This window comes from Paraburkholderia fungorum, from assembly GCF_003610895.1.
GTDB lineage: Bacteria > Pseudomonadota > Gammaproteobacteria > Burkholderiales > Burkholderiaceae > Paraburkholderia > Paraburkholderia fungorum_B.
This window is the reverse complement of the sequence record NZ_MCAS01000067.1, coordinates 236008-260735: the sequence shown is the minus strand read 5'-3', so window position 1 is coordinate 260735 and position 24728 is coordinate 236008. Positions and strand designations below refer to the sequence as shown.

Below are 24728 nucleotides of genomic sequence, written 5' to 3'. Positions count from 1 at the left end.
AGGCAACAACTTCCTGGGTAGGAGCTTTCATGCAACAAATCGACAAGGTTTATATCGACGGCGCATTCGTCACCCCGCACGGCGAGGAGTGGTTCGATCTTCACGACCCGGCTAAGGAAACGGTGATCGGCAAGGTGCGTCTGGCCGACGCCGAAGACGCTCGCCGCGCGATCGCGGCCGCCAAACGCGCCTTCCCGGCGTTTTCCCGCACCAGCAAAGAGGAGCGGATCGCGCTGCTCGGACGCATGCACGTCGCGGTTCAAGCGAGGGAAGACGACCTGTTTGAAGCAATCGTGGAGGAATACGGTGCGCCGGTGTCACGCGCGCGCTGGATGGCGAAACACCCGGCGGACGTGCTGGCAGAAGCCATCAAGGTCTTGCAGAGCTATGACTTCACGCGCCGCGCCGGCATGGCCGACGTCGTCATGCAACCGCTCGGCGTCGCCGGACTGATTACGCCGTGGAATAGCAATGGCGGCTTTATCTGCGGAAAGCTGGCTGCGGCGATTGCAGCCGGCTGCACGGCCGTCATCAAGCCGAGTGAAATGAGCGCGCTTCAGACACGCATCATCACCGAGGCGCTGCATGAAGCCGGCTTGCCCGCGGGCGGGTTCAATATCGTCACGGGCCGGGGCGACACTGTCGGCGCGGAAATCAGCGCGCATCCGGACGTGGCGAAGATTTCCTTCACCGGATCGACGGCTGTCGGCAAGACGATTCTGCGCACCGGCGCGGAGACATTGAAACGCGTCACACTGGAGTTGGGCGGCAAGTCGCCGGTGGTCATACTCGACGACGCCGATTTCGCGCAAGCGGTGCCGTTGGCGCTCCAGGCCGGGTTCATGAACAGCGGTCAGGCTTGCGTCGCCGGTACGCGGATTCTTGTGCCGCAGAGCCGTCTTGCGGAATTCGAAGAACTGGTGCGCTTTGAAGTTGCTCGCACGCAAGCCGGCGATCCGCGCGATCCGGCTACGCAGATCGGCCCGATGGTCAGCCGCAAACAGTGGGAGCGCGTGCAGCGCTACATCGGCATCGGCATCGAAGAAGGCGCGCGTTTGATTGCTGGTGGCGAGGGCCGGCCGAAGGGTGTGGAGCGCGGCTGGTTCGTGCGTCCGACGGTATTTAGCGGCGTCAGCAACGACATGACCATTGCCCGCGAAGAGATTTTTGGGCCGGTGCTGTCGATCATTGCGTATCGCGATACCGAGGAAGCGATTGCAATCGCCAATGACACGAGCTACGGGCTGCAGGCCTACGTGCTCTCAGCCGATGCGGCGCGGGCTCGCGCAGTCGCCACGCGCATCGACGCAGGACGGGTACTGATCAACACGTTGGCACACGAACCGGCTGCACCGTTCGGTGGTTTCAAGCAATCGGGCATCGGGCGGGAATATGGCACGTTCGGGTTGGAAGCATTCATGGAGCCCAAGTCGTTACTTGGCGTGAACTGAAAACAGCGCCTTGTCGATTGACGGACGCATCTGATAGCTCGGCCGGCGGCGCGTCTGCATTTGCCTGACGCACCGCCGGGTGCCTTCTTCACCGCCGATTCGACCCCGACACTACATCGATCCACACGGCCAGCACAAGAATGCTGATCGACCGCAAATGGTGTCCATCTGCACCCCTCATGACTCGCGCGTTCGGGATATAAACAACGGCTTCCCGGCTTAGCCGATTTCCCGTTCATACAAATTTTTGTATAATCATCAATGATCGATGCAAAACCATTGAGGTTCTGCGGCAGTGCATTGGACGACTTGCGCGAATTCCCACTCCCGGCTCGGCGTGACGCCGGCCATCAACTCGATCAGGTCCAGCGAGGCCGTGATCCCGACGATTGGAAGCCAGTCAACACGATAGGCAAAGGAGTACGGGAAATCCGGATTCGAGACGCGGACGGCGCATTCCGGATCATTTATCTGGCCAAGTTCGCAGACGCGGTTTATGTTCTCCATTGCTTTCAGAAAAAGACGCAGAAGACCAGCAAAACTGATCTTGATCTAGCGACCAGGCGCTATCGCGAATTGAACGAGGTTAAGCCATGAGCAATCAAACATTTTCGAGCGTCTGGGATGCCATCGAAGACACGCCGGAACAGGCGCAGAACATGAAGCTCCGGTCAGTCCTGATGATGGCGCTCAAGGACCATATCAAGCGTGCCGGAATGAGCCAGGCAGAAGCCGCAAAGCATTTCTGCGTTACCCAGCCACGCGTGTCCGATCTCATGCGTGGCAAGATCAACCTGTTCGCGCTCGATGCACTAGTCAATATGGCGGCAGCGGCAAACATGCGCATCGAGATGCGTGTGTCGGATGCGCCGGCTAAACGCACTAGCAGCAGCGCCAAAACAACCGCGCGCAAGAAGCCAACAACGCCGGCAAAAAAACCGGTTGCGGCAAAGAAGCCCGCTACCAAGGCGCCGGTGCGACGCAGCAGGAGCGCTGCCGTTGCTGGCGCGCAGGCCCTCTGATCGGCAACTGCGTCGCGGCAATACCCAATAATTCACCCAACTTCCGCCGAAGTGGCACAGCGGCGCGTCTGCATTTGCCTGACGCACCGCCGGATGCCTTCTTCACCGCCGATTCGACCCTGACACCACATCGATCCACACGGCCAGCACAAGAATGCTGCCCTTCACGATCATCTGCCAGTACGCGTCGACGTCGAGCATCGACATGCCGTTATCCAGGCTCGCCATCACCAGCGCACCAATCAACGCGCCATAGACGGTTCCAGAACCGCCGCGCATCGACGTCCCGCCGATAAAGCACGCGGCGATCGCATCGAGCTCGCCCATCGATCCCGCCGACGGCGAACCGGCCGCGAGCCGCGCCGTGTTGACGATGCCGGCGAACGCGCACATCAGTCCCATCAGCGCAAAGATGGCCAGCTTCACACGGTTCGTATTCACGCCTGAGAGCCGCGTCGCTTCCAGGTTGGAACCGACCGCGTAGATGCGCCGCCCGAAAACGGTCTGCGTTGCGATCCACGTGAAAATACCCAACAGCGCGAGCAGCAGCAGAACCGGCACGGGAATCCCGCCATAGCGATCAAGCGTGGCGATAAACGCGGCCAGAATCACGCCCGCACCCACCACCTTCACGACGTCCTGCCAGATCGGCACCACCCGCAACTTGTAACGCTCGCGGTTGCTTCGTTGCCGCACCGTCAAAAACGCCAGCACGACAAACAGCACGACGGCAAGCGTATCGCCCGCGAGACGCGGCAGATACCCCTGGCCGATAAACACGAAATCGTCCGAAACCGGCGCAATGGTCGAACCGCCCGTGACGCCGAGCAGAATGCCGCGATACGCGAGCATGCCGCCCAGACCGACAATGAACGAAGGCACACGCCGGTACGTTGACCACCATCCGTTGAACATGCCGACAAGCACGCCGAGCAGCATCACCACCGGTACGGTGACCCCGATCGGCCAGTGCCGGTTCGCATCGAGAATCGCCGCGACACCGCCGAGCAGGCCCAGCAACGACCCAACCGACAGATCGATCTCACCCGCAATAATCACGAACACCATGCCGCACGCGAGCATGCCGGTAATCGACATCTGCCGCAGCAGATTCGACAGATTACGCGGCGTCACAAACGCGCCGTGGGTCAGAAAGGAAAAGAACATCCAGATCACGGCCACGGCGATCAGTAACGCGAGAATCTTGTAGCGCGCGAATAGTTGCTGAACGCGCTGCGTGCCACCGAACGCGCCTCGCGGGGCGGCGCCTTCTGCGGATTGGGAAGTGACGTCGGGAGTCATGCGGCACTCGCTGCGGTTGGGTTCGTGGATCGCTGCACAGGACGGATCGCGGCGCTGAGAATGTCCTCTTGCGTGAGGCCGTCGTTGACGAAATCGCCGCGCAATTCGCCCTCACCGATCACCAGCACGCGATCGCTGATACCGAGCACCTCGGGCAATTCCGACGACACCATCACGATCGACATGCCGCGCTGTGCCAGTTGAAAAATCAGTTTGTAGATTTCGTATTTCGCGCCGACGTCGACGCCGCGGGTCGGCTCGTCGAGGATCAGCACTTTCGGGTCGGTCAGCAGCATGCGCGTGAGTACGGCCTTTTGCTGGTTGCCACCCGACAGACTCGCAATCGAAAGCATGGGATGCGCCGCGCGCACTGAAAGCCGCTTCATCTCCGTGTGAATCGTATCCAGCTCGGCAGCGGAATCGATCCGGCCTCCCTTTGCGAAGCGTTGCAACACCGCAAGCGTGATGTTGTGGCCCACACTCAGTCCCGGCACGATGCCGTGACGCTTGCGATCCTCCGGCACCATGCCGATGCCGGCACGAATCGCATCGACAGGCGCGCGAATCTTCAACGGCTTGCCTTCCATCACCACGCTCGCCTCGCTCACGCCGGGATACGCGCCGAAGATTGCCTGCATCAACTCCGTTCGCCCTGCGCCGACCAACCCGGCAACGCCGAGAATCTCACCGCGCCGTAGCGCAAACGACACATCGTTCACGCGCTTGCGCCGCGGATTGGTGACATCGAAACAGGTCACATGGCGGGCCTCGAAAATCACCTCGCCGATCGGATGGGCTTCACGCGGAAACAGGTTCTTGATCTCGCGGCCCACCATCAAGGAGATGATGCGGTCGGTAGTCAACGCGCGCATTGGCTCGGTCGCGACGTGGCGGCCATCGCGAATCACGCTGATCGTGTCGCACACGGCCGCGACCTCGTCGAGCTTGTGCGAGATATACACGCAGGCAACACCGCGCCGCTTCAGATCGCGCACGATATCCAGCAGGATGTGTATCTCCGTTGCAGTCAGCGAAGACGACGGCTCATCGAGGATCAACAGTTTCGCGCGCTTGTTCAGCGCCTTGGCGATTTCGATCAGTTGCTGATGACCGCCGCCGTAGTTCATCACAGGTTGCGCGGAGTTGATTCCGCTGATGCCGAGCTCGCGCAGCAGCTCGTCGGCGCGCTGATACATTGCCGCGTAATTCATTCTGCCGCCGGGCAGCGTGATCTCGTTGCCGAGAAAGATGTTCTCCGCGACCGAGAGTTCCGGCACCAGCATCAACTCCTGGTGGATGATAATGATGCCCGCGCGTTCCGTGTCTCTTATGCTTGCGGCCTTCAGCGGCTCGCCTTCCCAGATGATTTCGCCATCCCACGTACCGTGGGGATAGACGCCGGACAGCACCTTCATTAGCGTCGATTTACCCGCACCATTCTCGCCACACAAGCCCACACACTCGCCTGGCGCGACCGTCAGGTCGATGCCGTCGAGCGCCTTCACGCCGGAAAACGCTTTGACGATGCCGCGCATCGTCAGCAATGTTTCACTCATTCGCTATGCCTCGCTGCAGGGCGCGCAGTCGTGCCGATGTGCCTGGCACATACCAGGCATACACCAGGCACACCGGCTCGAACTACGCACACGTTACGCTCATTGGCTCGCGAGCTGGGCCTGGGTGTAGAAGCCGTCCTTGACGACCACATCGACGTTACTCCTGGTGAGCAACGTAGGTTGCAGAAGCACCGTGTCGACCTTCTTCTTGCCGTTGTCGTACTGGGCATTAAAGGCCGGCTTCTCGCCCTTCGCAAGCGCGACAGAGAGTTTCGCTGCTTCACTCGCGATCAGCTTCAGCGGTTTGTACACGGTCATGGTTTGCGTGCCGGCGATCACGCGCTTCACTGCCGCAAGGTCAGCATCCTGGCCCGACACCGGCACCTTGCCCGCCATGTGCTGTGCCGCAAGCGCCTGAATCGCGCCGCCCGCGGTGCCGTCGTTCGAGGCGACGATCGCATCGATCTTGTTGTTGTTCGCCGTGAGCGCATCCTCAACGATACGCAGCGCTGTCGATGCGCTCCACTCCGGCACCCACTGCTGACCCACAACCTTGATATCGCCCTTATCTATCGCCGGTTTCAACACTTTGAGCTGGCCTTCGCGCAGCATCTTGGCGTTGTTGTCGGTCGGCGCGCCGCCGAGCAGGAAGTAATTGCCCTTCGGTTGCGCGTTATAAACACCTTGCGCCTGCAGCTCGCCGACCTTCTCGTTATCGAACGAGATATAGGCGTCCACATCGGCGTCGAGAATCAGGCGGTCATACGAAACGACCTTGATACCCGCCTTCTTCGCCTCCGCGACGACATTGCCGAGCGTCTTCGAATTGAACGGCACGATTACGATCACATCCACGCCGCGCGAGATCAGGTTTTCGATTTGCGAAATCTGCCGTTCTTCGCTTGCATCGGCGGATTGCACCGATACTTTGGCGCCGAGCTTTTCGGCTGCTGCAACGAAATAGTCCCGATCGCGCGACCAGCGCTCGACACGCAGATCGTCGATACAGAAACCAATTTCGGGGTGATCCTTGCTTGCGTGCGCGAGCGGCGCGGCAAGCGACAGGCTGGCGAGCACGGCTCCACACACAAGCGAACTCAGTAGGGTACGGCGCGTTGCGAATTTCATGTCTCACTCCTTGTTCTGATAGCCCGAATACCGGATTGGACGGTCTGTGCTGCGAGCCACAGAACCGGACAAGCGACAACCGAAAGCGTCTTTTAATTCGCGCGGTCAACGTGGCCGCGCGTTTCTTATGGTTTACTGCGTACCCTCTCTCAGGCCTTACTTCGCGACGGCCTTTTAGCGATTGCTGTAAATGGCCTGATTCACAACGTTTTCCAACTGCTCCTGCCGGCCGCTCGCATGCTGCGGATTCAGGCCGCGCGCCAGCGCGTCCGTGGCCAGTGTCGAGAGCGAATAGTCGCCCTTGAGAATCTTGCGGCCGAACTCCGAATCCCATCCCGCATAACGATGACGCTTGAACTGCTCGAGCCGATCGTTCTCGATCAGCGTCGCGGCACGCTCGACGGCGAGCGCCAGATTATCGATCGCGCCAATGTGACCGAAGAACAGGTCTTCCGGATCGACGCTCTGCCGTCGTACCTTTGCGTCGAAGTTCATGCCGCCGCTTGTGAAACCGCCGTGCTTAAGAATTTCGTAGAAGGCCAGCGTCAGTTCTTCGACGCTATTCGGAAACTGATCCGTGTCCCAGCCGTTCTGCGGATCGCCGCGATTCGCGTCGACGCTGCCGAAAATACCGAGCGCATACGCGGTGGCGATCTCGTGATGAAAGGAGTGACCGGCCAGCGTCGCGTGATTGGCCTCGATGTTCACGCGAATCTCTTTCTCCAGGCCGTATTGCAACAGGAAGCCGTGCACGGTCGCCACGTCGTAATCGAACTGGTGCTTGGTCGGTTCCTGCGGTTTCGGCTCGATCAGCAATGCGCCTTTGAAGCCGATCTTGTGCTTGTGTTCGACCACCATATGCAGGAACCGGGCAAGCTGATCGCGTTCACGCACGAGGTCGGTATTGAGCAGCGTGTCGTAGCCTTCGCGGCCGCCCCACAACACATAGTTTTCACCGCCGAGCCGTTGCGTCGCGTCCAGTGCGTGACGAACCTGCGTGGCGGCAAACGCGAAAATCTCCGGATCGGGACTGGTCGCGGCGCCTGCCGCGTAGCGCGGATGCGAGAACAGATTTGCCGTGCCCCACAGTAGTTTGATGCCGGTATCCTGCTGCTTGCGGGCAAGGTAGTCGGCGATGCGTGTGAAATTCTCGCTATACGTTTTCAGACTGTCACCTTCCGGCGCGACGTCGGTATCGTGAAACGTGTAGTACGGTGTGCCGAGCTTCGAGAAGAACTCGAATGCCGAGTCGGCTTTTTGCTGTGCCCGTTCCATCGCATCGCCAGCCTGCTGCCATGGACGCCGGAACGTCCCCTGCCCGAAAATATCGACTCCGGGCCACACGAACGTATGCCAGTAGCACACGGCGATACGCAGATGTTCTTCGAGTGTCTTGCCGAGTACGCGTTTGCTCTTATCGTAATGGCGATACGCAAGCGGGTTATCCGATTGCGGGCCTTCATAGCGAATCGCGGGAATATGTTCGAAGTAGGACATCAGCGTCTCCGGTTTTATGCTGCACTGCAACCCGTGCGGCAGCGCCGCGCCGGTTGACAAGGTGACGCCATGCTGCCGCTTGCCAGATGCATCGGCAATTGCGAAATTGCGCAGCGCGCTTAATGTTTCTTAGTGCCCGTGCGTTTGTTTCACACCGGCGCGAGCTTCGCAGCCTAGAATAACCAGACGCTTAAAAACGGTGCCGCCTTAGGCTTGCACCTAACCGCAACCATCTTGCATGGGACCAGAGTAAGGCGCTAAAGCGCCAACTCTGGCCGACAGGAGACAAAGGCGCAGCGAGTCCCGCCGATTCGCACGCCACCCATTGCCATGACCCGTCCGCAAACACCACAGACGACCCATCGGATCGCGCTGCTGTTCAACGCGAACAAGGTCTACGACCGCGAGATCATCACCGGTATCGGCAATTACCTGCTGTCCACGCGCGTGGCGTGGGATCTCTTTCTCGAAGAGGATTTCCGCTGCCGGCTGACGGGCATCGAGCGTTTCGACGGCGACGGCATCATTGCGGATTTCGACGATCCCGCGGTGGGCGAGGCGCTGCGCGATTGCCCGTTGCCGGTGGTGGCGGTTGGTTCATCGTTTGAAGATCCGGCGCATTACCCTCCGGACTTACCCTATATCGCAACCGACAACGCCAAGCTCGTTTCGCTCGCCTACACGCATCTGATCGGTGCGGGACTCGAGCACTTCGCGCTGTATAGCCTTCCGCAAGCGCAGGAAAATCGCTGGGCGCAGCAACGCGAGTTGGCGTTTGCTCACCTGCGCAGCGCGGACGGCCACAGCGCCGAGCAGATCGGCACCGAGATCTATCGCGGCCTGTCGACCAGCGCGCCGTCGTGGAATCAGGCAACCGAGCAGCTCACCGCGTGGCTGAGCCAATTGCCCAAACCGGTCGGCATCATCGCCGTCACCGACGCCCGCGCGCGGCATTTGCTGCAGGCCTGTTTGATCGCGGGTATTCCGGTGCCTGAAGAAGTGGCGATCATCGGCATCGACAACGATCCGCTCACGCGTACCTTGACCCGCATTCCGCTTTCCTCCGTGATTCAGGGCACCGAAGAAATGGGGCGAACCGCGGCTCACCTGCTGCATCAGATGCTGCACGGCGCGCGCTTCCCGGGACGGCGCATTCTCGTGCCGCCGGTCGGCATCAATGTGCTCGAATCGACCAAACACCAGCCGCTCGCGAGTCCGTATGTGATGCGCGCGCGGCACTTTATCCGCCAGTACGCCTGCCAGGGTATCCGCACCGAACAGGTTGCGGACTATGTGGGCGTGTCGAGATCGTCGCTCGAAGAGTACTTCCGGCGCGAACGGCAGTGCACCGTGCATCAGGAAATCTTGCGTCACAAGCTCGATGTCGCCAAAGCGCTGCTTGCGAGGCGCGATGCGTCGAGCGCTGAAGTAGCGATCCGTTGCGGTTTCACGTCGCTGCAATACATGTACGCGGTGTTTCGCCGGGAACTCGGCTGTACGCCGCGCGAATACCAGGAACGTGCGAATTCGACGACGGCGCCCGGCTGAGCATGCCCTCCATCTTCTGTTTCCATCGACCACATGATCAGCATTGCACCTCTTTCCTCTGAGCCATGGGGCACACTGCCTGGCGGCGATCCCGTGCGACTCTTCACACTGCGCAATGCGCACGGCATGAAAGTGTCCGTCAGCGACCTGGGCGCGACGCTGGTCTCGTGGCATGCGCCGGACCGCGCAGGCCGGCTCGGCGACATCCTGCTCGGCCACGACACGCCCGCTCAATACATGGCGGCCACCACCTACATGGGCGGACTGATCGGCCGGTGGGCGAACCGCATTGCCGATGCGCGCTTCACGCTCGACGGTATCGAGTACACGCTCGATCGCAATGAAGGCGCGAATCTGCTGCACGGCGGCACGCACGGTTTTCATCGCACAGTGTGGGACGTGAGCGAAGATCATGGCGCGCTGGTCATGCGCCTCGAGTCACCGGAAGGCGACGCCGGATTTCCGGGCAACGTCACGGTGCAGGTGCGTTACACGCTCGACGACGACGGTACGTTGACGATCGCCTATGAAGGCATGACGGACGCAGCGACGCCACTCAACCTGACGAGCCATCCCTATTTCAACCTGACAGGCCGGCGCGGGGCCGATATTCGCGGCCACGTGCTGTCAATCGACGCCGACCGGTTCTTCGAAGTCGACGCCTCGATGATCCCGTGCGAGCTTGCGGAAGTCGCGGGCAACGCGTTCGACTTCCGGCAAAGCGCGCCAATCGGCGCACGACTCGATTGGCCGCATGCGCAGTTAGCGAGGGCGGGTGGCTTCGATCACTGTTACGTGCTGCGCGGCACAACTGAGGCCGCAACGGCTGAGCGCGAACTGCAAGTACGGCAGGCCGCCTGCGCATATGACCCCGGCAGCGGACGCGAGCTGACCGTCTCGACCGATCAGCGCGGCTTACAGTTCTACACCGGCAATTCGCTAAACGGCGACATAGGACGCGGTAGTATCGCCTATCAGCCACACGCCGGGCTTTGTCTCGAAGCCGGCGGCTTCCCGAACGAAGTCAATATGACTGAACAGGAGCAGGTCATCGTGCGGCCCGGAAACACCTACCGGCAAACAACCCAGTATCGAGTGGGCATACGTTCTGGACTCTGAAGTAATTCGCCCGGCCTTACGAAGCGCATTACATAACGCCGACTTATCATTTGCAGCAAGACTGAATTACCCGTTTAGGGGTTTGCCCTGGAGCACCCGCTTCCTAGAATCGTTCATAGGCCGTCGAACTCACGTTGCGGCGCCAGACAAAACAATTCTCGGAGGGAAGCATCATGAAATCGCTGATCAAGGCAATCGCACTGGCCGTTGTTATAGCCGCCCCGGTGGCGTCGTTCGCGCAGGAGCAGCAACCGCTGACCCGTGCCGAGGTCAAAGCGCAGTTGATCCAGATTGAACAGGCCGGCTACAACCCTGCCGCTTCCGGCGACTCGACCTACCCCGGCGACATTCAGGCAGCCGAAGCGCGCGTAGCCGCACAGCATGACACCACCGGCTATGGTTCCTCGGCGAACGGATCGTCGCAAACCGGCACGACCGCACCCGCTGCGCCTATGGCTCAGCCCGCGCCGATGGACGGTCAATAAAAAACGCCAGCGCTATCTGCCGCTGCAGAGTTCGATGCGGGCCATGCCTGTTCAAGCATGCGCTCGCATGAACGCGTCTCACCGCGCATCACTATGACAGCGCGGTGTCAGAAAATCCTTTGACGAAAATAATGGCTCATATATCCTAGGGCGGCAGTCTGGTGGTTCTCGTAGTGCGGTCGAACTGCATCAACGAGGACTTCTATTCAACATCGCTTCGGGTTCCATCGTGAAAGTCCGTGGTCCATTGGTGAGATACCAGCCTGGTCGGGAAAGAACTTTCCTGTCTGGCTGCTCGATCGCTCATCAGGGGAGCAACTGCGCTTCGCCATCCCGCCCCCTGTCCATCGATACCGTGTTGTCGCGGCGCTCCGTCCGCCGGCACAACGTCATTGCCGCCCCCGCAGCCATTGGGGTGCGAACTGACGAAATCGCGTCGCTTCTGCCCTAGCCCCCTTCTCTTTTCGCGAGCAAGTGTTGCGTGCAGTCAGGCCGCTTATTGAGCGCTTGAATGCCTGCAATGCGTTTGTCCGTCCGCGCTTCGCAAGTTGTCTTGCCAGCGTTGGCCGGTTCATAGCGCTCGTCCGCCTACGTTTCATTTAGCTCTGCTGTGCGCTTGCGCCGCGGCAGGAGGCGTTACGTCCCGTGCTCGCCCGCATTCTTGCGAGACATACGGGCGGCTCGCCGCGCTCGTGCATCCGCGCCTGCGCTGCGGCGAAAACTGAAGACCGCAATCAAGGAGATAGTCGAATGAAGATTCGTCATGCCAAGCTCGTCTCGTTCACCGGCACGATGCTGTGCTCGCTGACCGCTTTATCCCCAATGAATGCTGCACGCGCAGCGGACACTACGATCAATGTCTACAACTGGTCGGACTACATCGCCAAAGACACGATTTCCGGCTTCGAAAAGCAATCCGGCATCACCGTGAAATACGACAGTTACGACAGCGACGACACGCTGCAGGCAAAATTACTGGCAGGCAGTTCCGGGTATGACATCGTTGTGCCTACATCGAGTTATATGGCGCGCCAGATCGAAGCAGGCGTGTACCAGAAGATCGACAAATCGAAGATGCCGAATCTCGCGAACCTCGATCCCAGCCTGATGAAGCTGATCGCGGATGCGGACCCCGGCAATCAATACGGCGTGCCTTGGGCGTGGGGCACCGACGGCATCGGCTATAACGTTCAGGCCGTGAAAAAAGCACTCGGCGTCGACGCGCCGATTGATAACTGGTCGCTGCTGTTCGACCCGGCGAATCTCTCAAAGCTGAAAAGCTGTGGCGTGTCTTTCCTCGATGCGGCCGCGGACGTTTTCCCGGCCGTGCTTCAGTACATGCATAAGGACCCGAACAGCACCAATCCCGGCGACTACCAGGCTGCGTATGAAGTGCTGAAGAAAGTGCGGCCCTATATCACGCAGTTCAATTCATCCGGCTACATCAACGATCTGGCGAACAACGATATCTGTGTGGCGTTCGGCTATTCGGGCGATGTGGGAATTGCACGGCGACGCTCGGCGGAAGCAAAGCGTTCGTATGAGGTGCGGTTTTCGAACATCAAGGACGCGGGTCTGCTCTGGATGGACGTGATGGTCATTCCGAAAGATGCCCCGCATCCGGAAGCGGCGATGAAGTGGATGAACTACATCGAAGACCCCAAGGTGAGCGCAGCAATTACGAACGAAGTGTTCTATCCGACGGTGAATCGGGCAGCGAGGCAGTTTGTGACGCCGGCGATCGAGCAGGACGCGAACGTGTATCCACCCGAGGCCGTGCTGAGCAAAATGACGTTGATGCGGCCGCAGCCTGCGCCGATCATGCGGCTTGAGAACCGGCTGTGGGCGCAGTTGAAATCGGGAAGTTGAGGGTTGGTTGATTGTCGTGCTGTGATTTAGCGATCTTTGGCGGCGTTAGGTGACGCCTTTTGAGCGTGGCGCATGCAGTGGGTGTGTGCGTCACGTCCTTTTTGAAGCTTCGATTTTTAACTCTGTTTGCATTCGAGACATTATGAGCATTCTGAACATCGTAGATTTTTCGCAGCCCGCTAAGGAAAGCGTTGAGTACATGCCCAAGGCGGAAGCCGTGCTTGCAGGCAATCCTTCGCAAGCGGTTCACACGCACTTTGCCAGTCCGTGTGGGCAACTCGTGGCTGGGGTTTGGGAGGGGGTTTGCGGTCAATGGGCGGTGAACTTCACTGAGAGTGAATACTGCGAGATTCTTGAGGGCGTGTCCGTGATTCGGGATGCGGATGGAACAGCGAAGACTGTGCGGGCTGGGGACCGTTTTTTGATTCCGGCGGGGTTTAAGGGGACGTGGGAAGTTGTTGAGCCGTGCAGGAAGATTTTTGTTTCGGTGGAGTTTAAAGGGTAGGTGGTGGTGTCAGGAGTGTCGCGTGTTGCCGGGAATGCTGATGTCGTAGACGGGGAAACGGTGCATCGAGGAAAGTCCCGCACCGCACCCTGTCGCTCACTTACCGCCAGTGACATCGAGAAACGTGCCGGTAATGAAAGAAGCCTCGGCGCTTGCCAGCCATAGGATTGCCCGCGCAACCTCTTCAGGTTGACCGCCTCTTCCCATGGGGATCGAGTCTTTGACGCGATCCACCCGTCCCGGCTCTCCGCCGCTGGCGTGCATGTCGGTGTAGATGTGCCCTGGGCGAATGCAGTTGACGCGTATCCCATCCCGCGCGACTTCCTTGGCAAAGCCGGTGGTGAACGTCTCAACGGCACCCTTCGACGCAGCGTAGTCGACATATTCATTCGGACTGCCAAGCCGGGCCGATGCCGATGAGATGTTGATCACGGCGCCGCCGCGCCCGTTGTGACGATACGACATGCGCTTCGCTGCCTGCTGTGCACAGAGGATAGGGCCGATCGCGTTGACCGCGAAGATACGCTGCATCCGCTCGAATTCGAGATCCTCCAGCCGGGACTGCGGTGCAAGTACCGCGGCATTGTTCACCAGCACATCGATCCGGCCAAAGGTCCGGTCGATTGCGGCGAATAACTGGGCGACCTCCTCAGGATCCGCGCTATCTGCACGCACGGGTAAAGCTCGACGCCCAACCGCTTCCACATCGGCCGCCACCGCGAGGGCGGCAGACTCGTTGGAAACGAAGCTGATCGCCACGTCGTAACCTTGTGCGGCAGCAAGGCGCGCTGTCGCCGCGCCTACGCCACGACTTCCACCCGTTATCAGAATCAACGGGGCCTGAGAATCAGTATTCATTTAGCGAACCTCCACGTGATGATGAGTCAAAGCCCCAAACAAACCGCGCCACCCGCGACGATCACGCAAGCGAGCCAGCGTTTCCCACTGACCGTTTCCCGTAGAAACATTCGTCCGATCAGCACCGCAAACACCACACTCGTCTCGCGCAAGGCCGATACCGAGCCCATCGCGCCCGACTGCAACGCCCATATCACGATGCCATACGCCGCGATCGACACGAGGCCGCCAGCCAGCGACGAGCCGATTGCCATTGGCGCCGCCCGTACCGGCGCCCACAGCGCCGCGAACCCACGCGTCGCGACGAACAGCACCGGCATCAGCCAATAGAACAGAAACATCCACGCGGTGTAGGCGAGCGCCTCGCCGCCGGACAAGCGCACGCCGATGCCGTCGATCACGGTATAGAGCGCGATCGTCACACCAGTCGTTAGCGCGGCCAGTGCACCCGCTCGCGACACATGGCGCCTCTCCAGCGCGATCGCAATGATGCCTCCCGATATCATCGCGATCCCCAAACCGTGCAAGGGGCTGATCGCCTCATGCGCGAAGAGCGCCGCGCCGAGCGTGACGAGCAGCGGCGATGAACCGCGCGCGATCGGATAGGCCTGCGCCAGATCGTTGCGGCGGTACGACCGCACGAGGGTCACGTTGTAGACGATATGCACGAGCCCCGATGTGACGATGTACGGCCAGGCCGCGCCGGCCGGCCACGGCGCCAACAGAATCACGACCGTAGAGACCGCCGCGATGGCGATGCTCATCCACGTCATGGACAGCAAGCGGTCGCCGTTGCCGTGCAGCATCGCGTTCCAGCTCGCGTGGAGCAGTGCGGCAAGGAGGACGAAGCCACCGGTGTAACTGAGCATGCGCGTCCAGGTGAGAAGGTGTAGCGAGAAGGATATCTATCTTGTGACGGGCCAACAAACCAGATAAATTGCGGATTCGCGTTAGATAAACTACTTCGAACCATGCGGACATTGCCTCCACTCAATGCATTGCGCGCCTTCGAGGCCGCGGGCCGGCTAGGCAGCTTCAAGGAAGCCGCTGCGGAATTGCATGTGACTCAGGGTGCGGTGAGCCAGCACGTGCGCCTGCTTGAAGAGTGGCTGGGCGCACCGCTGTTTGAACGGCATAACCGGCGCGTGGCGCTCACTGCAGCGGCAAAGGCCTACCTGGAGGAAATCGGCCCCGTGTTCGAGCAGATCGCGCAGGCAACCGCCAGATACGGTGTCCCCGCGCCGGTCTCCCGAACACTGTCCGTGAATGCGCCCGCAACGTTCACATTGCGCTGGTTGGTGCCGAGACTGGAGAGATTCCGTGTCGAGCATGCCGACGTGGACGTCAGGGTAGAGACGTCGAACGAGCCGGTGGAAAGTCTCAAAGAGATCTATGACGTCATCATCCGGGGCGGTCCGGACACGTTTTATGGCTATTTGATGCGACCTTTCCTGTCCGAGGAAAGACTTCCCGTTTGCAGTCCCGCACTCTTGCAGCGACTGCCGCTTCGGATGCCGAACGATCTGCAGCAGCATACGTTGCTGCACACGACGAGTTTGCCGCGACTCTGGCCGGACTGGCTGGCGAGGGCACAGATTCCCGCACTCCGCCCGGCTGCAGCCCTAACTTTCGATCACTTCTATCTGACGTTGCAGGCTGCCATCGACGGCATAGGCATCGCCATGGGGCCGACTGCGCTTGTTTCGGACGACCTTGCTGCGGGCCGGCTTGTCGAGCCGTTCGCTAGTCCTCGTCTACCGTCGCGGAGCTATTGCAGTTACGTTCCGGATGGCAGATCCGCAGATGACGTGATCGTGCTGTTCCGCTCGTGGCTCGAGCGTGAGGGCACGCGTTCACGAACAGAGACGGCGCCTTAGCTATCTCTCCCCGCGTCATCGTATGAGATCGCACCGTGGCCTCGCCGTCATTGCGTTGGACCCTTTCGTCGCCGCCTGCTGGAAGCAGGTCACGCTTTGGCAACGTCGTGACTTACGGAAAGATCAAAAGCTCTGGGCCACCTTGAGCTGGGGCCGCAGCAGCAGATAGAACGCGCAAACATGCGTAATCATCAGCAGTGGCACATAGATGATCGGAATCGCGTACGTAGCGCCAAACTGCCCCGCATGCGCGGGTAGATCGGCTTCGATAGCGTGGTAGTAGTCGAGAATAAGGTCGGTCACGCCTACGAGATTGAACGCTACGACGAATAGCCAGAAGAGAGCGCGCATTCGTGCTGTGAGTAGCGCCAGCATTGCCAGAATTCCCGTTGCGAAGTCACCATATGCGGCGAACTCGGCGAAGCTGGCAGGCAGATCGGGGCTGACGATGCCCGGCAGAATGAAGACCAGACCAAAGAAGCGGAAGCTGTGCAAAGTGGCGATGGCGCGTTGCGCGTCGAATGGGTCCATCGACTTGAGTTTGGGCCAGACGTATACGCGCAAGCAGAGCAGCCAGGCGACATACCCCAGAACGAGATGCAATTGAAAGAGAAGCTCCGGTGGCATGTTGCCTCCTGTCAGGTGTTGTCTGCCGCACTGAGGCCGGGACGGGGATCTGCCGGCGCGTGATCTGCAGGCGTAGGTGTACCATGGCCTCTCGCGGGCGACTATTCACCACAATGTTGACGGGCTATGAAGCAGAACTTCACAGTCAGGCAGGGCGCGCTCGATGGCGTGGAGGTGTTCCTGAGCGTTGCCCAGCATCGCAGTTTTCGCCGGGCAGCCGCGGAACTTGGCGTGACGCCGTCGGCCGTCAGCCAGGCGGTGCGTGTACTTGAAGCGCGTATTGGCGCAACGCTCTTTATACGTACCACGCGCAGTGTCGGCCTGACCGAAGCGGGTGAACGGTATCTTTCGCACGCAAAGCCGGCCTTCGATGAGCTGGTCGCCGCTAGTGAAGTTGCGCGCGGACTGGGTCAACGCCCCGCCGGATTGTTGCGGCTTTCCGTGCCGCGCGCAGTAGTGCCAATTCTGCTGGAACCCCTGATCGCGTCCTTCTGCCAGGCTTATCCCGAAGTCGAAGTGGAGATCGCCACCAGCAAGGAGCTGATCGATCTTGCAGCGGAAGGGTTCGACGCCGGCATCAGGCTCGGCCAGTTCGTCGACGCCGACATGGTTGCCGTACCGTTGACGCCACCGCTTCGTCTCGTCGTCGTCGGCAGCACTGCTTACTTCGCAGGGCGCAGCCGACCCAGCCACACGGACGAGCTGCGCCAGCACGCATGCTTGCGATGGCGGCGATCCAACGGCGCGCTCGCGCTATGGTCATTCAACGACAACGGCCAGGCGATCGAGATTGCCGTATCCGGCCCGTTCATCGCCAGCGATTTTCCTACCATGCTCGGCGCGGCAGCCGAAGGCATGGGCCTTGCACAGCTACCCGAGCCGATGGTCGCTGAAGGGTTGAAAGCGGGAAGACTGGTGCACGTGCTGGAGCCGTTCGCGCCGGTGATACCGGGCGTGTTTCTCTACTATCCAGGTCGCCGGCAGATGACGCCGAAGCTGCGCGCCTTCATCGATCATGTGAAAAGCCGCCCTGTGGAACATGGCAAAATCCCGGGTTCATCGTGGAGAGCCTGGCGCCGATCATAGCCAGCCTGAGCGCAGCAGGCCATGACGTGAAGAGCGATACGCCCACTCAAGGTTTTACGAGAGTCTTTACGGCAGACCCATTTGGGAACCGCATCGAACTCCTGGAGCCAGTGCGGTAAGTGCATGGGGCGCGCCGTACGTCGGATCGATACGGAAATATCGCCTGAGATCAGATCAACCGCCCGTTCAATATGCGGTCGGCCTGAACTGTCTCGGCGTCGCGCCCACAAGCTTACGCATCATTCTTCTAAGCGCCGTTGCATCGCTGTAGCCTACTTGCTCGGCGATCTGCTCGACCGTCATCCGGCTCGTGGCAAGCAGCATGCGCGCCCTGCCAAGCCGAACACTTTGCAACAGGTCCTGAGTGCTACGGCCTGTAGCGGCTCGCACGTGACGCGTGAAGGTTCGCTGCGACATGCAAAACCGCGCCGCCAACTCGGCCAAACCAGGCAATTGCGGCAGTGAAGCCTCCACATGCGCGATGATCTTGTCCACCAGTTCGCTCCCGCTCGCGAGCAACGACGGCGCAATGAACGGTGCCTGTGCCTGTCGCGCGTCGACAAGAAGCACACGCGATACGGCATCCGCCAGCGCCGGCCCAAACTTGCCTCGCAGCAAATACAACAGCAAATCGGTTTGCGCGAGTGCTGCGCCCGCCGTCACGACGCCATCATCTTCCAGCACCATGCGGTCCGCATCGACGGTGCAGCGTTTCTCCAAACGTTGCAGTAGCGGCGCCAGCCACCACGACGTTGTCGCCCGGCGGCCGTCCAGCAGACCGGCCGCCTGAAAGAGGAAGACAGCGGAGCAGGATGCCGCTACGGTGCCGCCGCGCAGCGCATGACCCCGCAGAGCCTTAATCGCCATGAGCGCGTCGTCTTGCTTCATACGTCCCGGCAGATCGGTCGGGCTTTCAAGCCCCAGTCCGGGCACGATCCAGATTGAACCATCGGCGCGTAGTGTCTTCGGCAAAGGCTTCGCTTCGATTGAAAGACCGTGTCCGAGCTGCACCCTGTTGCCCGCAATCGAGTAGATGCGCCACCTGGGTGCGGCAACACCAACGCGTGCCGACACCGAAGCTGCAGCCGCGAGGATATCGAGTGTTAGCGTGACGCTCGATGGATAAGCGCCACTGAGGACCAGAATCGTGAAATCGTAGAATGGCTGAATACGCATGAAAGATGTCCAATCAGACACTCAGATTTTGCGTACGGCGGCGCTCTAATGCAAGCTTCCGTACACAAATGAAGAGGCTCACTTGCCGAACATTCTGGTCAAGCTTCCCAAGGATTCATTTCCCGCCGGGCATCGCGACACGCTGGTGCGCTTGCTTAACGATGCTGCTGCAGCTGCAGAGCAGATTCCCGACGACGCGAAGAAACGCTTCCTGTGCTGGGTCGTGATCGACGAAGCCGCGCCAGGATTGTGGACCTGCGGAGGGTTCAATGTCACAGCCCAGGTTTTGCCGTGCATGGCGATGATTTACGTGCCAGCCGGGGTGCTCGACGCGGCCGCCCGCGCCCGATACGTCAGTCTGGTCCACGATGCATTCATGCAAGCATTGCCCGCTGCAGACCAGCGCCGCCTGGCCACCTCGGTTATCGTGCACGATGTCGCGGATGGGTCATGGGGCGCCAATGGCGTAGTCTGGCGTCTCCCGGACTTTGCCGACGCGGCTGGTTTCATCCACTTGAAATCGCTTGCTTGACAGTGATCTGCACCCCACGGAACCAACCATGAACACCACGACAGTGAGCATCGAGCAAGATGCGCCGGTAGTCTCCCGACATGACATCGACATCGACGCACCGCTGTCAACCGTATGGTCCTTTCAGACCAATATCCCGGCATGGCCGGCCTGGCGGCCGACTGTGAGCGCCGCCCACTTCGAAGGTATTCTCGCGGCCGGTTCTGCGTTCACATGGGAAGAAGGCGGCTTGCAGATTACATCGACCGTTCAGGAGATCGTGCCGAATCGAAGGATCGCGTGGACAGGTCCGGCCCAGGGAATCTTTGGGGTGCACGTCTGGGAATTCACCGCGACCGATCGCGGCGTGCACGTCCATACCGAGGAATCCTGGAGTGGTGACGTGGTTCGGGAGAACGCCACCACCTTCCAGCCACTGCTGGATGCTGCACTGCAAGATTGGCTGACGAGACTCAAAACCGTCTGCGAAGCCGAATCATTACGCGGCAAATAATTCGCCCGCCTGGAGCTTGGCGGGTTTTTTTTGCTCATGCAATATTGACCCGTTGCATTCAGAAGCGGGGACATCTCCATCCGGGAATGCCCAGCGGTGTTTCCTCAGTTCCACGAACTCCAGGGAGATGTCAGATGGAAATCCGCGATCCCTCGCCCGGCCTTTACAACGAAGACCTCGCGCCCGCCAGACAGCGCAACTGGGGCGCCTTCAGCATCTTCAACGTCTGGACCTCCGACGTTCACAGCCTCTGGGGCTACTACCTCGCCGCCAGCCTGTTCCTGCTATGCGGCAGCTTCACCAACTTCCTGCTGGCAATCGGACTCAGCTCGCTGGTGATCTTCGCGCTGATGAACCTGATCGGCTACGCCGGGGAGAAAACCGGCGTCCCTTATCCGGTGCTGGCGCGCGCCTCCTTTGGTGTGTGGGGCGCCAACCTGGCGGCACTGGTACGCGCCGTGGTGGCCTGCTTCTGGTACGGCGCCCAGACGGCAGCCGCATCCGGTGCCGTGGTCGCGCTGCTGATCCGCAATGACAGCCTGATGGCATTCCACAAGGGCGCACAGTGGCTCGGCCACTCACCGCTGGAATTGATCTGCTACGTGATCATCTGGGCGCTGCAACTGCTCATCATCCAGAAAGGCATGGAGACGGTGCGCAAATTCCAGGACTGGGCCGGTCCGGCAGTGTGGATCGCGATGCTGATTCTCGCGATCGGCCTGTGCGTCAAAGCCGGCGGCTTCTCTTTCTCCCACGGCATTCCAATGAAGGCGCTGCTTGAGAAGACCAGCGACGCCGGCGTCAGCGGCGAGCCGGGTTCTTTCTGGGCGCTGATGGCCGTGGGCGCGACCTGGATCACCTACTTCGCCGCGCTATACCTGAACTTCTGCGACTTCTCGCGCTACGCGAAAAATCGCGACGCGGTAAAGAAAGGCAATCTGTGGGGCCTGCCGGTAAACCTGATCGCGTTCTCACTGGTTGCCGGCATCACCACCATCGCCGCCTTCAAGGTGTACGGCGAAGTACTGCTCCACCCCGAACAGATCTCGGCCAAGTTCGACAGCTGGGTGCTGGCGCTCATCGCGGCGCTGACCTTCGCGGTCGCCACGCTGGGCATTAACGTGGTGGCCAATTTCGTCTCGGCCGCGTTCGACATCTCCAACACGTTCCCGAAGCATATCGGCTTCAAGAAAGGCGGCTACATCGCCGCGATCATCGCGCTGGTGCTCTACCCGTTCGCGCCGTGGGAAGGCAACGCCGCGCACTTCGTCAACGCGATCGGCGCGACGATGGGCCCGCTGCTGGGGATCATTCTGGTGGATTACTACCTGGTGGCCAAGCGCAACATCAACGTCGCGGCGCTCTATCAGGAGTATGGCGAATACCGTTACGAAGGCGGCTGGAATATCAACGCGCTGGCCGCGGCGGCAATCGGCAGCGTGTTCTCCACCTTTCTGCCCAATTTCACCAACCTGCTGCCGGCCTGGTGGAATACCTATGGGTGGTTCTTCGGCGTGGTGATCGGTGGTGGCATCTACCTGATCATGGCGACCCTGCGGCCGCGTACCGCGATCGCACCGACCCGCGCCTGAGGTTTTTTTGGGGAGCGAGTCACGATGGTTACCGGCTTTTAGCAACGCGGAGCAGGCACGGCAACAATGCCGATGGTTAACCGTCGGCGGTCATGCTAGGATTTCCCTCAAACAACTCCGGAGACTGCTATGCCGTTCATCTGTGAAAACGTTGAATGTCGCGCCGTGCTGGCCCGCGGACAGGTCAGGTCCATTCAGGAGAACGAGGGGTGGTGCTTCTACTGCCCGGACTGCAAAACAAGGAACGAACTGAAGAACATCGGCGTGCCGGGCGGCGCTGTCGAGTTGATTCAACCGGAGCGATCCGATCTCCCGCACAAAGTGATTGCAAGGGCCCAGCCGCTGGAGGACGGCAAGTACGCAGCGCAATTGAGCGTGCAAAGGGCACTCGGCATGAAAGGAACTTACGCCGTCGAAGAACGCTGGGACCAGCTCGGTGTGTTCCCTGACGCACACGCAGCTGTCGCGCATGCGAAATCCATTGCGGCAGATTTGCTGCACCGCAAGGCATAGCCCCGAGTAAAAACCTCAGTCAGCCGCATGCACCTTGCGCGGATCTACAGCCGGCCATCGGTTGTAGATCCGCGCAACAATCGGTTGCTGCATGACACCCCGCCAGACGCGACGTCACGGGGCTGAATTCATACAGCATTGCTCACGAAGCATCGGCGGGAACGAGCTTGACGAACAGTTTGGCTGCTTCGTTGCCATGAGACAAAGCACGCACGGCAAGAGAGAGCGCCAGCTGTGCATCGTGAGCAACTGCACTACGGTCCTGATCGAAAAGCTTGACGGCGTGGCGCATGTGTTGCGCCGCCTGGTCGTGAAGCTCCGCCGCCGTTGCGTGATGTTTGGCCGCGTTTGCGCTGTCTGAGGCAGCGCCGGTCGACGCCGCAGTTACCGGCGGCGTATTGGCGCTGTGTATGCCTGCCTCGTGTGCCTGATCGACTGCGTGCAACGTGTGGCCATGCGCCATCATCGCCTGGTGCGCAGCGTGGGCATGGTCTTGCCCGGCCTCAAAATATCGCGACGCTGCGCGGTGATATCGCGCGGCCTGCTCGTGATGTGACGCCGCGGCTTCAAGATGTCCCTTTTTATTATGCTTTGTGCTCATACCGGCTCCTGTACGACTGTCGGACCGACTTCAATGACGACCGATTCGAAAATGCAGTGGCGGGTCGAAAACCACCAGATCCGAATTTACACGCAGTTGCGCTGTTAATGACGAAGCGATCGACGAATGGGTCGCGGCCTGCTGCCGTTGCCGCACGGCACCGCGTTACGAGAAGTTACGTCGCATGGTCATGGTAAGTGTCGGTAAGTATTCGGCGTCCGGCTCCGATTAGCGCCGTGTACTTGCGCTGCTATGCTCCTTTCGTTCATCCCATCTGGTCAGGTTTTACCCACGTCACCTGATAACAGAACTGTCCTAACCTTCGCTTTACCGGCCCGTCAGTATCGCGTCACGTTGCTTGCGGCGCTCTTCAAACATGTCCATCGACCGTCTTTTTTCCCTCGCGTCCGCGTACCATCAGGCGGGCCGTCTCGACCTCGCCGAGCGTCATTACCGTCAAGCAATCAGTATCGAACCGGACCGCTGGGACGCATGCTTTGGACTCGCACAGGTGTTGATCCGGCAGGATCGTTTCGACGAAGCAATCAGCTGGCTTACGCCGCTGCTGAACCGCCCCGGTGACCATACCGCCGTGCATCGCCAGCTTGGCTTTGCTAATGCGTGCGCAGGCCGGCGGCAGCATGCGCTCGATCATTTCAGACGCGTCCTTGAACACGACCCTGACGATCCCGCGACCTTACATATCGTCGCAAATCTTCAACAGGCGTTAGGTCTCCATAGTGAGGCGGACGCAAACTATCGCCGTGCACTGAAATTGAAGCCGCTGCTCACCGTCCCAGCCGTCGTCGCGCCGCCGGATTTCCGCGTGCTATTTGTATTCGCACCTGGTGCGGGCAATACGCCCATTGAGCATCTGATCGGACACGCACGCTTTGAAAGCAATGTCTTCACGCTGTTGCGGGACGTGGACTACGACGTCGACCGGCTGCGACCCTATGCCGACGTAGTCGTCAATCTGATCTCCGACGTCGATCAGGGACACGCCCTCCTCGAGCCCGCGCAAGCGCTTATAGAGGGGCTCGGTCGGCCGGTCATCAATCATCCGCGAATAGTTGCGGATACGGGCCGGGAGTCGGTCGCGCGGCGTCTCTCGGAAGTAGCGGGTTGTCGCGTCCCACAAACTCGGCGCCATTCAGTGGCCGAGTTGCGCGCAATGCTCTTGCGCGCTTCTCAGGCGCCGCTGTCGTTTCCGCTGCTGGTGAGGCCAGCCGGCACGCATGGTGGCGACGACTTCGAGCGAATGGAAGACTGCGCACAGTTACTGGCGTTCCTGAACCGGCACGATGCCGGCAGCTACTACCTCACGCCGTTTGTCGACTATCGCTCAGACGATGGCTATTTCCGCAAATACCGTTTCATCTGCGCTGGTGATGAGATCCTGCCGTACCACCTCGCCATCGACGACAAATGGAAGGTGCACCATGTCACGACCAGTATGGCCAGTCATGCGTGGATGCAGGCCGAAGAACGGGCATTCCTCGATGATCCATGGCGTGTATTCGGTGCAGCACAGCGCACAGGATTAGAGTCGATTCGCGATGCGATCGGCCTCGATTTTTTCGGCATCGACTGTTCGCTTGCGCGTGACGGCGCCATCGTCGTGTTCGAGGTCAACGCGAGCATGCTCGTTCATGGGAATAACCAACAGTTCCCGTACAAGACCGAAGCCGTTGAGCGCATCAAGCGGGCATTCCATACCATGCTCGAACGGCGAGCGCGCGATTCTTCCAAAGTATCGTTCGTTCAGGAAAGAATCGAATTAAAGTCGTAAGGATCACTACTAAAATGTAATGACGTAATCAACGATAACATTCGCCCCCTTGCTCTGCCGACACAAATCCGCTGCAATAGACCGCACTTCATACAGCAC

The 24728-nt window shown here is 60.2% G+C and carries 23 protein-coding genes and 1 pseudogene; 15 read left to right on the top strand and 9 right to left on the bottom strand.

Features of this window, described 5'->3' with window-relative positions; all coding sequences use genetic code 11:
- The first annotated feature begins 29 nt into the window (after window positions 1-29).
- From BCY88_RS36765 to BCY88_RS40635, 3 genes and pseudogenes are all read left to right on the top strand, one after another.
- Window positions 30-1451, top strand: a complete 1422-nt coding sequence (locus tag BCY88_RS36765) for an aldehyde dehydrogenase family protein (protein WP_120348972.1) — start codon at window positions 30-32, stop codon at window positions 1449-1451.
- 261 nt (window positions 1452-1712) lie between these two features.
- Window positions 1713-2048, top strand: a complete 336-nt coding sequence (locus BCY88_RS36760) for a type II toxin-antitoxin system RelE/ParE family toxin (RefSeq protein WP_120348971.1) — start codon at window positions 1713-1715, stop codon at window positions 2046-2048.
- Window positions 2045-2320: pseudogene (locus BCY88_RS40635) on the top strand (helix-turn-helix domain-containing protein); the annotation flags it as partial. The gene BCY88_RS36760 and the pseudogene BCY88_RS40635, both read left to right, overlap by 4 nt.
- A gap of 255 nt (window positions 2321-2575) precedes the next feature.
- Here BCY88_RS40635 and BCY88_RS36750 read toward each other — a convergent pair.
- From BCY88_RS36750 to xylA, 4 genes are all read right to left on the bottom strand, one after another.
- Window positions 2576-3775 (bottom strand): sugar ABC transporter permease, encoded by a 1200-nt coding sequence (locus BCY88_RS36750; RefSeq protein WP_120348969.1) that lies wholly within the window; start codon window positions 3773-3775, stop codon window positions 2576-2578.
- Window positions 3772-5331, bottom strand: a complete 1560-nt coding sequence (gene xylG, locus BCY88_RS36745; RefSeq protein ID WP_120348968.1) for a D-xylose ABC transporter ATP-binding protein — start codon at window positions 5329-5331, stop codon at window positions 3772-3774. Before xylG ends, BCY88_RS36750 begins: the two co-directional genes overlap by 4 nt.
- A gap of 99 nt (window positions 5332-5430) precedes the next feature.
- Entirely contained in the window at window positions 5431-6459 is a 1029-nt protein-coding gene (xylF, locus tag BCY88_RS36740) for a D-xylose ABC transporter substrate-binding protein (protein WP_120348967.1), read from the bottom strand.
- Between the two features lie 174 nt (window positions 6460-6633).
- On the bottom strand, window positions 6634-7956 hold the full coding sequence (xylA, locus tag BCY88_RS36735) for a xylose isomerase (protein ID WP_120348966.1): 1323 nt from the start codon (window positions 7954-7956) through the stop codon (window positions 6634-6636).
- A gap of 330 nt (window positions 7957-8286) precedes the next feature.
- Between xylA and BCY88_RS36730 the strand changes: the two genes are divergently transcribed.
- The 5 genes from BCY88_RS36730 to BCY88_RS36705 all read left to right on the top strand — a co-directional run bounded on the left by BCY88_RS36730 (window position 8287) and on the right by BCY88_RS36705 (window position 13482).
- Window positions 8287-9504: a XylR family transcriptional regulator gene (locus BCY88_RS36730; protein ID WP_120348965.1), complete on the top strand. Its 1218-nt coding sequence runs from the start codon at window positions 8287-8289 to the stop codon at window positions 9502-9504.
- A gap of 33 nt (window positions 9505-9537) precedes the next feature.
- On the top strand, window positions 9538-10623 hold the full coding sequence (locus tag BCY88_RS36725; protein ID WP_120348964.1) for an aldose epimerase family protein: 1086 nt from the start codon (window positions 9538-9540) through the stop codon (window positions 10621-10623).
- 173 nt (window positions 10624-10796) lie between these two features.
- Window positions 10797-11108 (top strand): DUF4148 domain-containing protein, encoded by a 312-nt coding sequence (locus BCY88_RS36720; protein WP_120348963.1) that lies wholly within the window; start codon window positions 10797-10799, stop codon window positions 11106-11108.
- Between the two features lie 792 nt (window positions 11109-11900).
- Window positions 11901-12977, top strand: a complete 1077-nt coding sequence (locus BCY88_RS36710; protein WP_259461630.1) for a polyamine ABC transporter substrate-binding protein — start codon at window positions 11901-11903, stop codon at window positions 12975-12977.
- Window positions 12978-13119: 142 nt separating this feature from the next.
- Window positions 13120-13482, top strand: coding sequence for a cupin domain-containing protein (locus tag BCY88_RS36705; protein WP_120348961.1), 363 nt, complete (start codon window positions 13120-13122; stop codon window positions 13480-13482).
- Window positions 13483-13578: 96 nt separating this feature from the next.
- Here the strand turns inward: BCY88_RS36705 and BCY88_RS36700 are convergent, their stop codons facing one another.
- Window positions 13579-14340, bottom strand: a complete 762-nt coding sequence (locus tag BCY88_RS36700) for an SDR family oxidoreductase (RefSeq protein ID WP_120348960.1) — start codon at window positions 14338-14340, stop codon at window positions 13579-13581.
- Between the two features lie 26 nt (window positions 14341-14366).
- Window positions 14367-15209, bottom strand: a complete 843-nt coding sequence (locus BCY88_RS36695) for a DMT family transporter (RefSeq protein WP_120348959.1) — start codon at window positions 15207-15209, stop codon at window positions 14367-14369.
- Window positions 15210-15311: 102 nt separating this feature from the next.
- Here BCY88_RS36695 and gcvA point away from each other — a divergent pair, with 102 nt between their 5' ends.
- Complete coding sequence (gene gcvA / locus BCY88_RS36690; protein ID WP_120348958.1) at window positions 15312-16217, top strand: transcriptional regulator GcvA; 906 nt, start codon at window positions 15312-15314, stop codon at window positions 16215-16217.
- A 123-nt stretch (window positions 16218-16340) separates the two neighbouring features.
- On the opposite strand, the gene BCY88_RS36685 is transcribed toward gcvA, so the two are convergent.
- The gene (locus BCY88_RS36685) at window positions 16341-16844 is read right to left on the bottom strand and encodes a hypothetical protein (protein WP_120348957.1); all 504 of its coding nucleotides are present in this window, start codon (window positions 16842-16844) and stop codon (window positions 16341-16343) included.
- Window positions 16845-16970: 126 nt separating this feature from the next.
- On the opposite strand from BCY88_RS36685, the gene BCY88_RS36680 reads away from it, so the two are divergent.
- Window positions 16971-17930 (top strand): LysR family transcriptional regulator, encoded by a 960-nt coding sequence (locus tag BCY88_RS36680; protein WP_120348956.1) that lies wholly within the window; start codon window positions 16971-16973, stop codon window positions 17928-17930.
- Between the two features lie 186 nt (window positions 17931-18116).
- Here the strand turns inward: BCY88_RS36680 and BCY88_RS36675 are convergent, their stop codons facing one another.
- Window positions 18117-19106: a GlxA family transcriptional regulator gene (locus BCY88_RS36675; protein ID WP_120348955.1), complete on the bottom strand. Its 990-nt coding sequence runs from the start codon at window positions 19104-19106 to the stop codon at window positions 18117-18119.
- Window positions 19107-19188: 82 nt separating this feature from the next.
- Between BCY88_RS36675 and BCY88_RS36670 the strand changes: the two genes are divergently transcribed.
- From BCY88_RS36670 to BCY88_RS36655, 4 genes are all read left to right on the top strand, one after another.
- A complete protein-coding gene (locus tag BCY88_RS36670; RefSeq protein WP_120348954.1) occupies window positions 19189-19638 on the top strand; it encodes a tautomerase family protein in 450 nt (149 codons plus the stop codon).
- Window positions 19639-19666: 28 nt separating this feature from the next.
- Complete coding sequence (locus tag BCY88_RS36665) at window positions 19667-20131, top strand: SRPBCC family protein (RefSeq protein WP_120348953.1); 465 nt, start codon at window positions 19667-19669, stop codon at window positions 20129-20131.
- Window positions 20132-20265: 134 nt separating this feature from the next.
- The gene (locus tag BCY88_RS36660) at window positions 20266-21723 is read left to right on the top strand and encodes an NCS1 family nucleobase:cation symporter-1 (RefSeq protein ID WP_120348952.1); all 1458 of its coding nucleotides are present in this window, start codon (window positions 20266-20268) and stop codon (window positions 21721-21723) included.
- Between the two features lie 129 nt (window positions 21724-21852).
- A complete protein-coding gene (locus BCY88_RS36655) occupies window positions 21853-22236 on the top strand; it encodes a hypothetical protein (protein WP_120348951.1) in 384 nt (127 codons plus the stop codon).
- Between the two features lie 142 nt (window positions 22237-22378).
- Here the strand turns inward: BCY88_RS36655 and BCY88_RS40055 are convergent, their stop codons facing one another.
- Window positions 22379-22837 (bottom strand): hypothetical protein, encoded by a 459-nt coding sequence (locus tag BCY88_RS40055; protein WP_183081542.1) that lies wholly within the window; start codon window positions 22835-22837, stop codon window positions 22379-22381.
- A gap of 376 nt (window positions 22838-23213) precedes the next feature.
- On the opposite strand from BCY88_RS40055, the gene BCY88_RS36650 reads away from it, so the two are divergent.
- Window positions 23214-24629, top strand: a complete 1416-nt coding sequence (locus tag BCY88_RS36650; protein ID WP_120348950.1) for a tetratricopeptide repeat protein — start codon at window positions 23214-23216, stop codon at window positions 24627-24629.
- The last annotated feature ends 99 nt before the right edge of the window (window positions 24630-24728 follow it).

Excerpts from the sequence above, each read along its gene's own strand:
- BCY88_RS36765 (WP_120348972.1), top strand. The coding sequence starts at position 30 with ATGCAACAAATCGACAAGGTTTATATCGACGGCGCATTCGTCACCCCG.
- BCY88_RS36760 (WP_120348971.1), top strand. The coding sequence starts at position 1,713 with ATGATCGATGCAAAACCATTGAGGTTCTGCGGCAGTGCATTGGACGAC.
- BCY88_RS36750 (WP_120348969.1), bottom strand. The coding sequence starts at position 3,775 with ATGACTCCCGACGTCACTTCCCAATCCGCAGAAGGCGCCGCCCCGCGA.
- xylG (WP_120348968.1), bottom strand. The coding sequence starts at position 5,331 with ATGAGTGAAACATTGCTGACGATGCGCGGCATCGTCAAAGCGTTTTCC.
- xylF (WP_120348967.1), bottom strand. The coding sequence starts at position 6,459 with ATGAAATTCGCAACGCGCCGTACCCTACTGAGTTCGCTTGTGTGTGGA.
- xylA (WP_120348966.1), bottom strand. The coding sequence starts at position 7,956 with ATGTCCTACTTCGAACATATTCCCGCGATTCGCTATGAAGGCCCGCAA.
- BCY88_RS36730 (WP_120348965.1), top strand. The coding sequence starts at position 8,287 with ATGACCCGTCCGCAAACACCACAGACGACCCATCGGATCGCGCTGCTG.
- BCY88_RS36725 (WP_120348964.1), top strand. The coding sequence starts at position 9,538 with ATGATCAGCATTGCACCTCTTTCCTCTGAGCCATGGGGCACACTGCCT.
- BCY88_RS36720 (WP_120348963.1), top strand. The coding sequence starts at position 10,797 with ATGAAATCGCTGATCAAGGCAATCGCACTGGCCGTTGTTATAGCCGCC.
- BCY88_RS36710 (WP_259461630.1), top strand. The coding sequence starts at position 11,901 with ATGCTGTGCTCGCTGACCGCTTTATCCCCAATGAATGCTGCACGCGCA.
- BCY88_RS36705 (WP_120348961.1), top strand. The coding sequence starts at position 13,120 with ATGAGCATTCTGAACATCGTAGATTTTTCGCAGCCCGCTAAGGAAAGC.
- BCY88_RS36700 (WP_120348960.1), bottom strand. The coding sequence starts at position 14,340 with ATGAATACTGATTCTCAGGCCCCGTTGATTCTGATAACGGGTGGAAGT.
- BCY88_RS36695 (WP_120348959.1), bottom strand. The coding sequence starts at position 15,209 with ATGCTCAGTTACACCGGTGGCTTCGTCCTCCTTGCCGCACTGCTCCAC.
- gcvA (WP_120348958.1), top strand. The coding sequence starts at position 15,312 with ATGCGGACATTGCCTCCACTCAATGCATTGCGCGCCTTCGAGGCCGCG.
- BCY88_RS36685 (WP_120348957.1), bottom strand. The coding sequence starts at position 16,844 with ATGCCACCGGAGCTTCTCTTTCAATTGCATCTCGTTCTGGGGTATGTC.
- BCY88_RS36680 (WP_120348956.1), top strand. The coding sequence starts at position 16,971 with ATGAAGCAGAACTTCACAGTCAGGCAGGGCGCGCTCGATGGCGTGGAG.
- BCY88_RS36675 (WP_120348955.1), bottom strand. The coding sequence starts at position 19,106 with ATGCGTATTCAGCCATTCTACGATTTCACGATTCTGGTCCTCAGTGGC.
- BCY88_RS36665 (WP_120348953.1), top strand. The coding sequence starts at position 19,667 with ATGAACACCACGACAGTGAGCATCGAGCAAGATGCGCCGGTAGTCTCC.
- BCY88_RS36660 (WP_120348952.1), top strand. The coding sequence starts at position 20,266 with ATGGAAATCCGCGATCCCTCGCCCGGCCTTTACAACGAAGACCTCGCG.
- BCY88_RS36655 (WP_120348951.1), top strand. The coding sequence starts at position 21,853 with ATGCCGTTCATCTGTGAAAACGTTGAATGTCGCGCCGTGCTGGCCCGC.
- BCY88_RS40055 (WP_183081542.1), bottom strand. The coding sequence starts at position 22,837 with ATGAGCACAAAGCATAATAAAAAGGGACATCTTGAAGCCGCGGCGTCA.
- BCY88_RS36650 (WP_120348950.1), top strand. The coding sequence starts at position 23,214 with ATGTCCATCGACCGTCTTTTTTCCCTCGCGTCCGCGTACCATCAGGCG.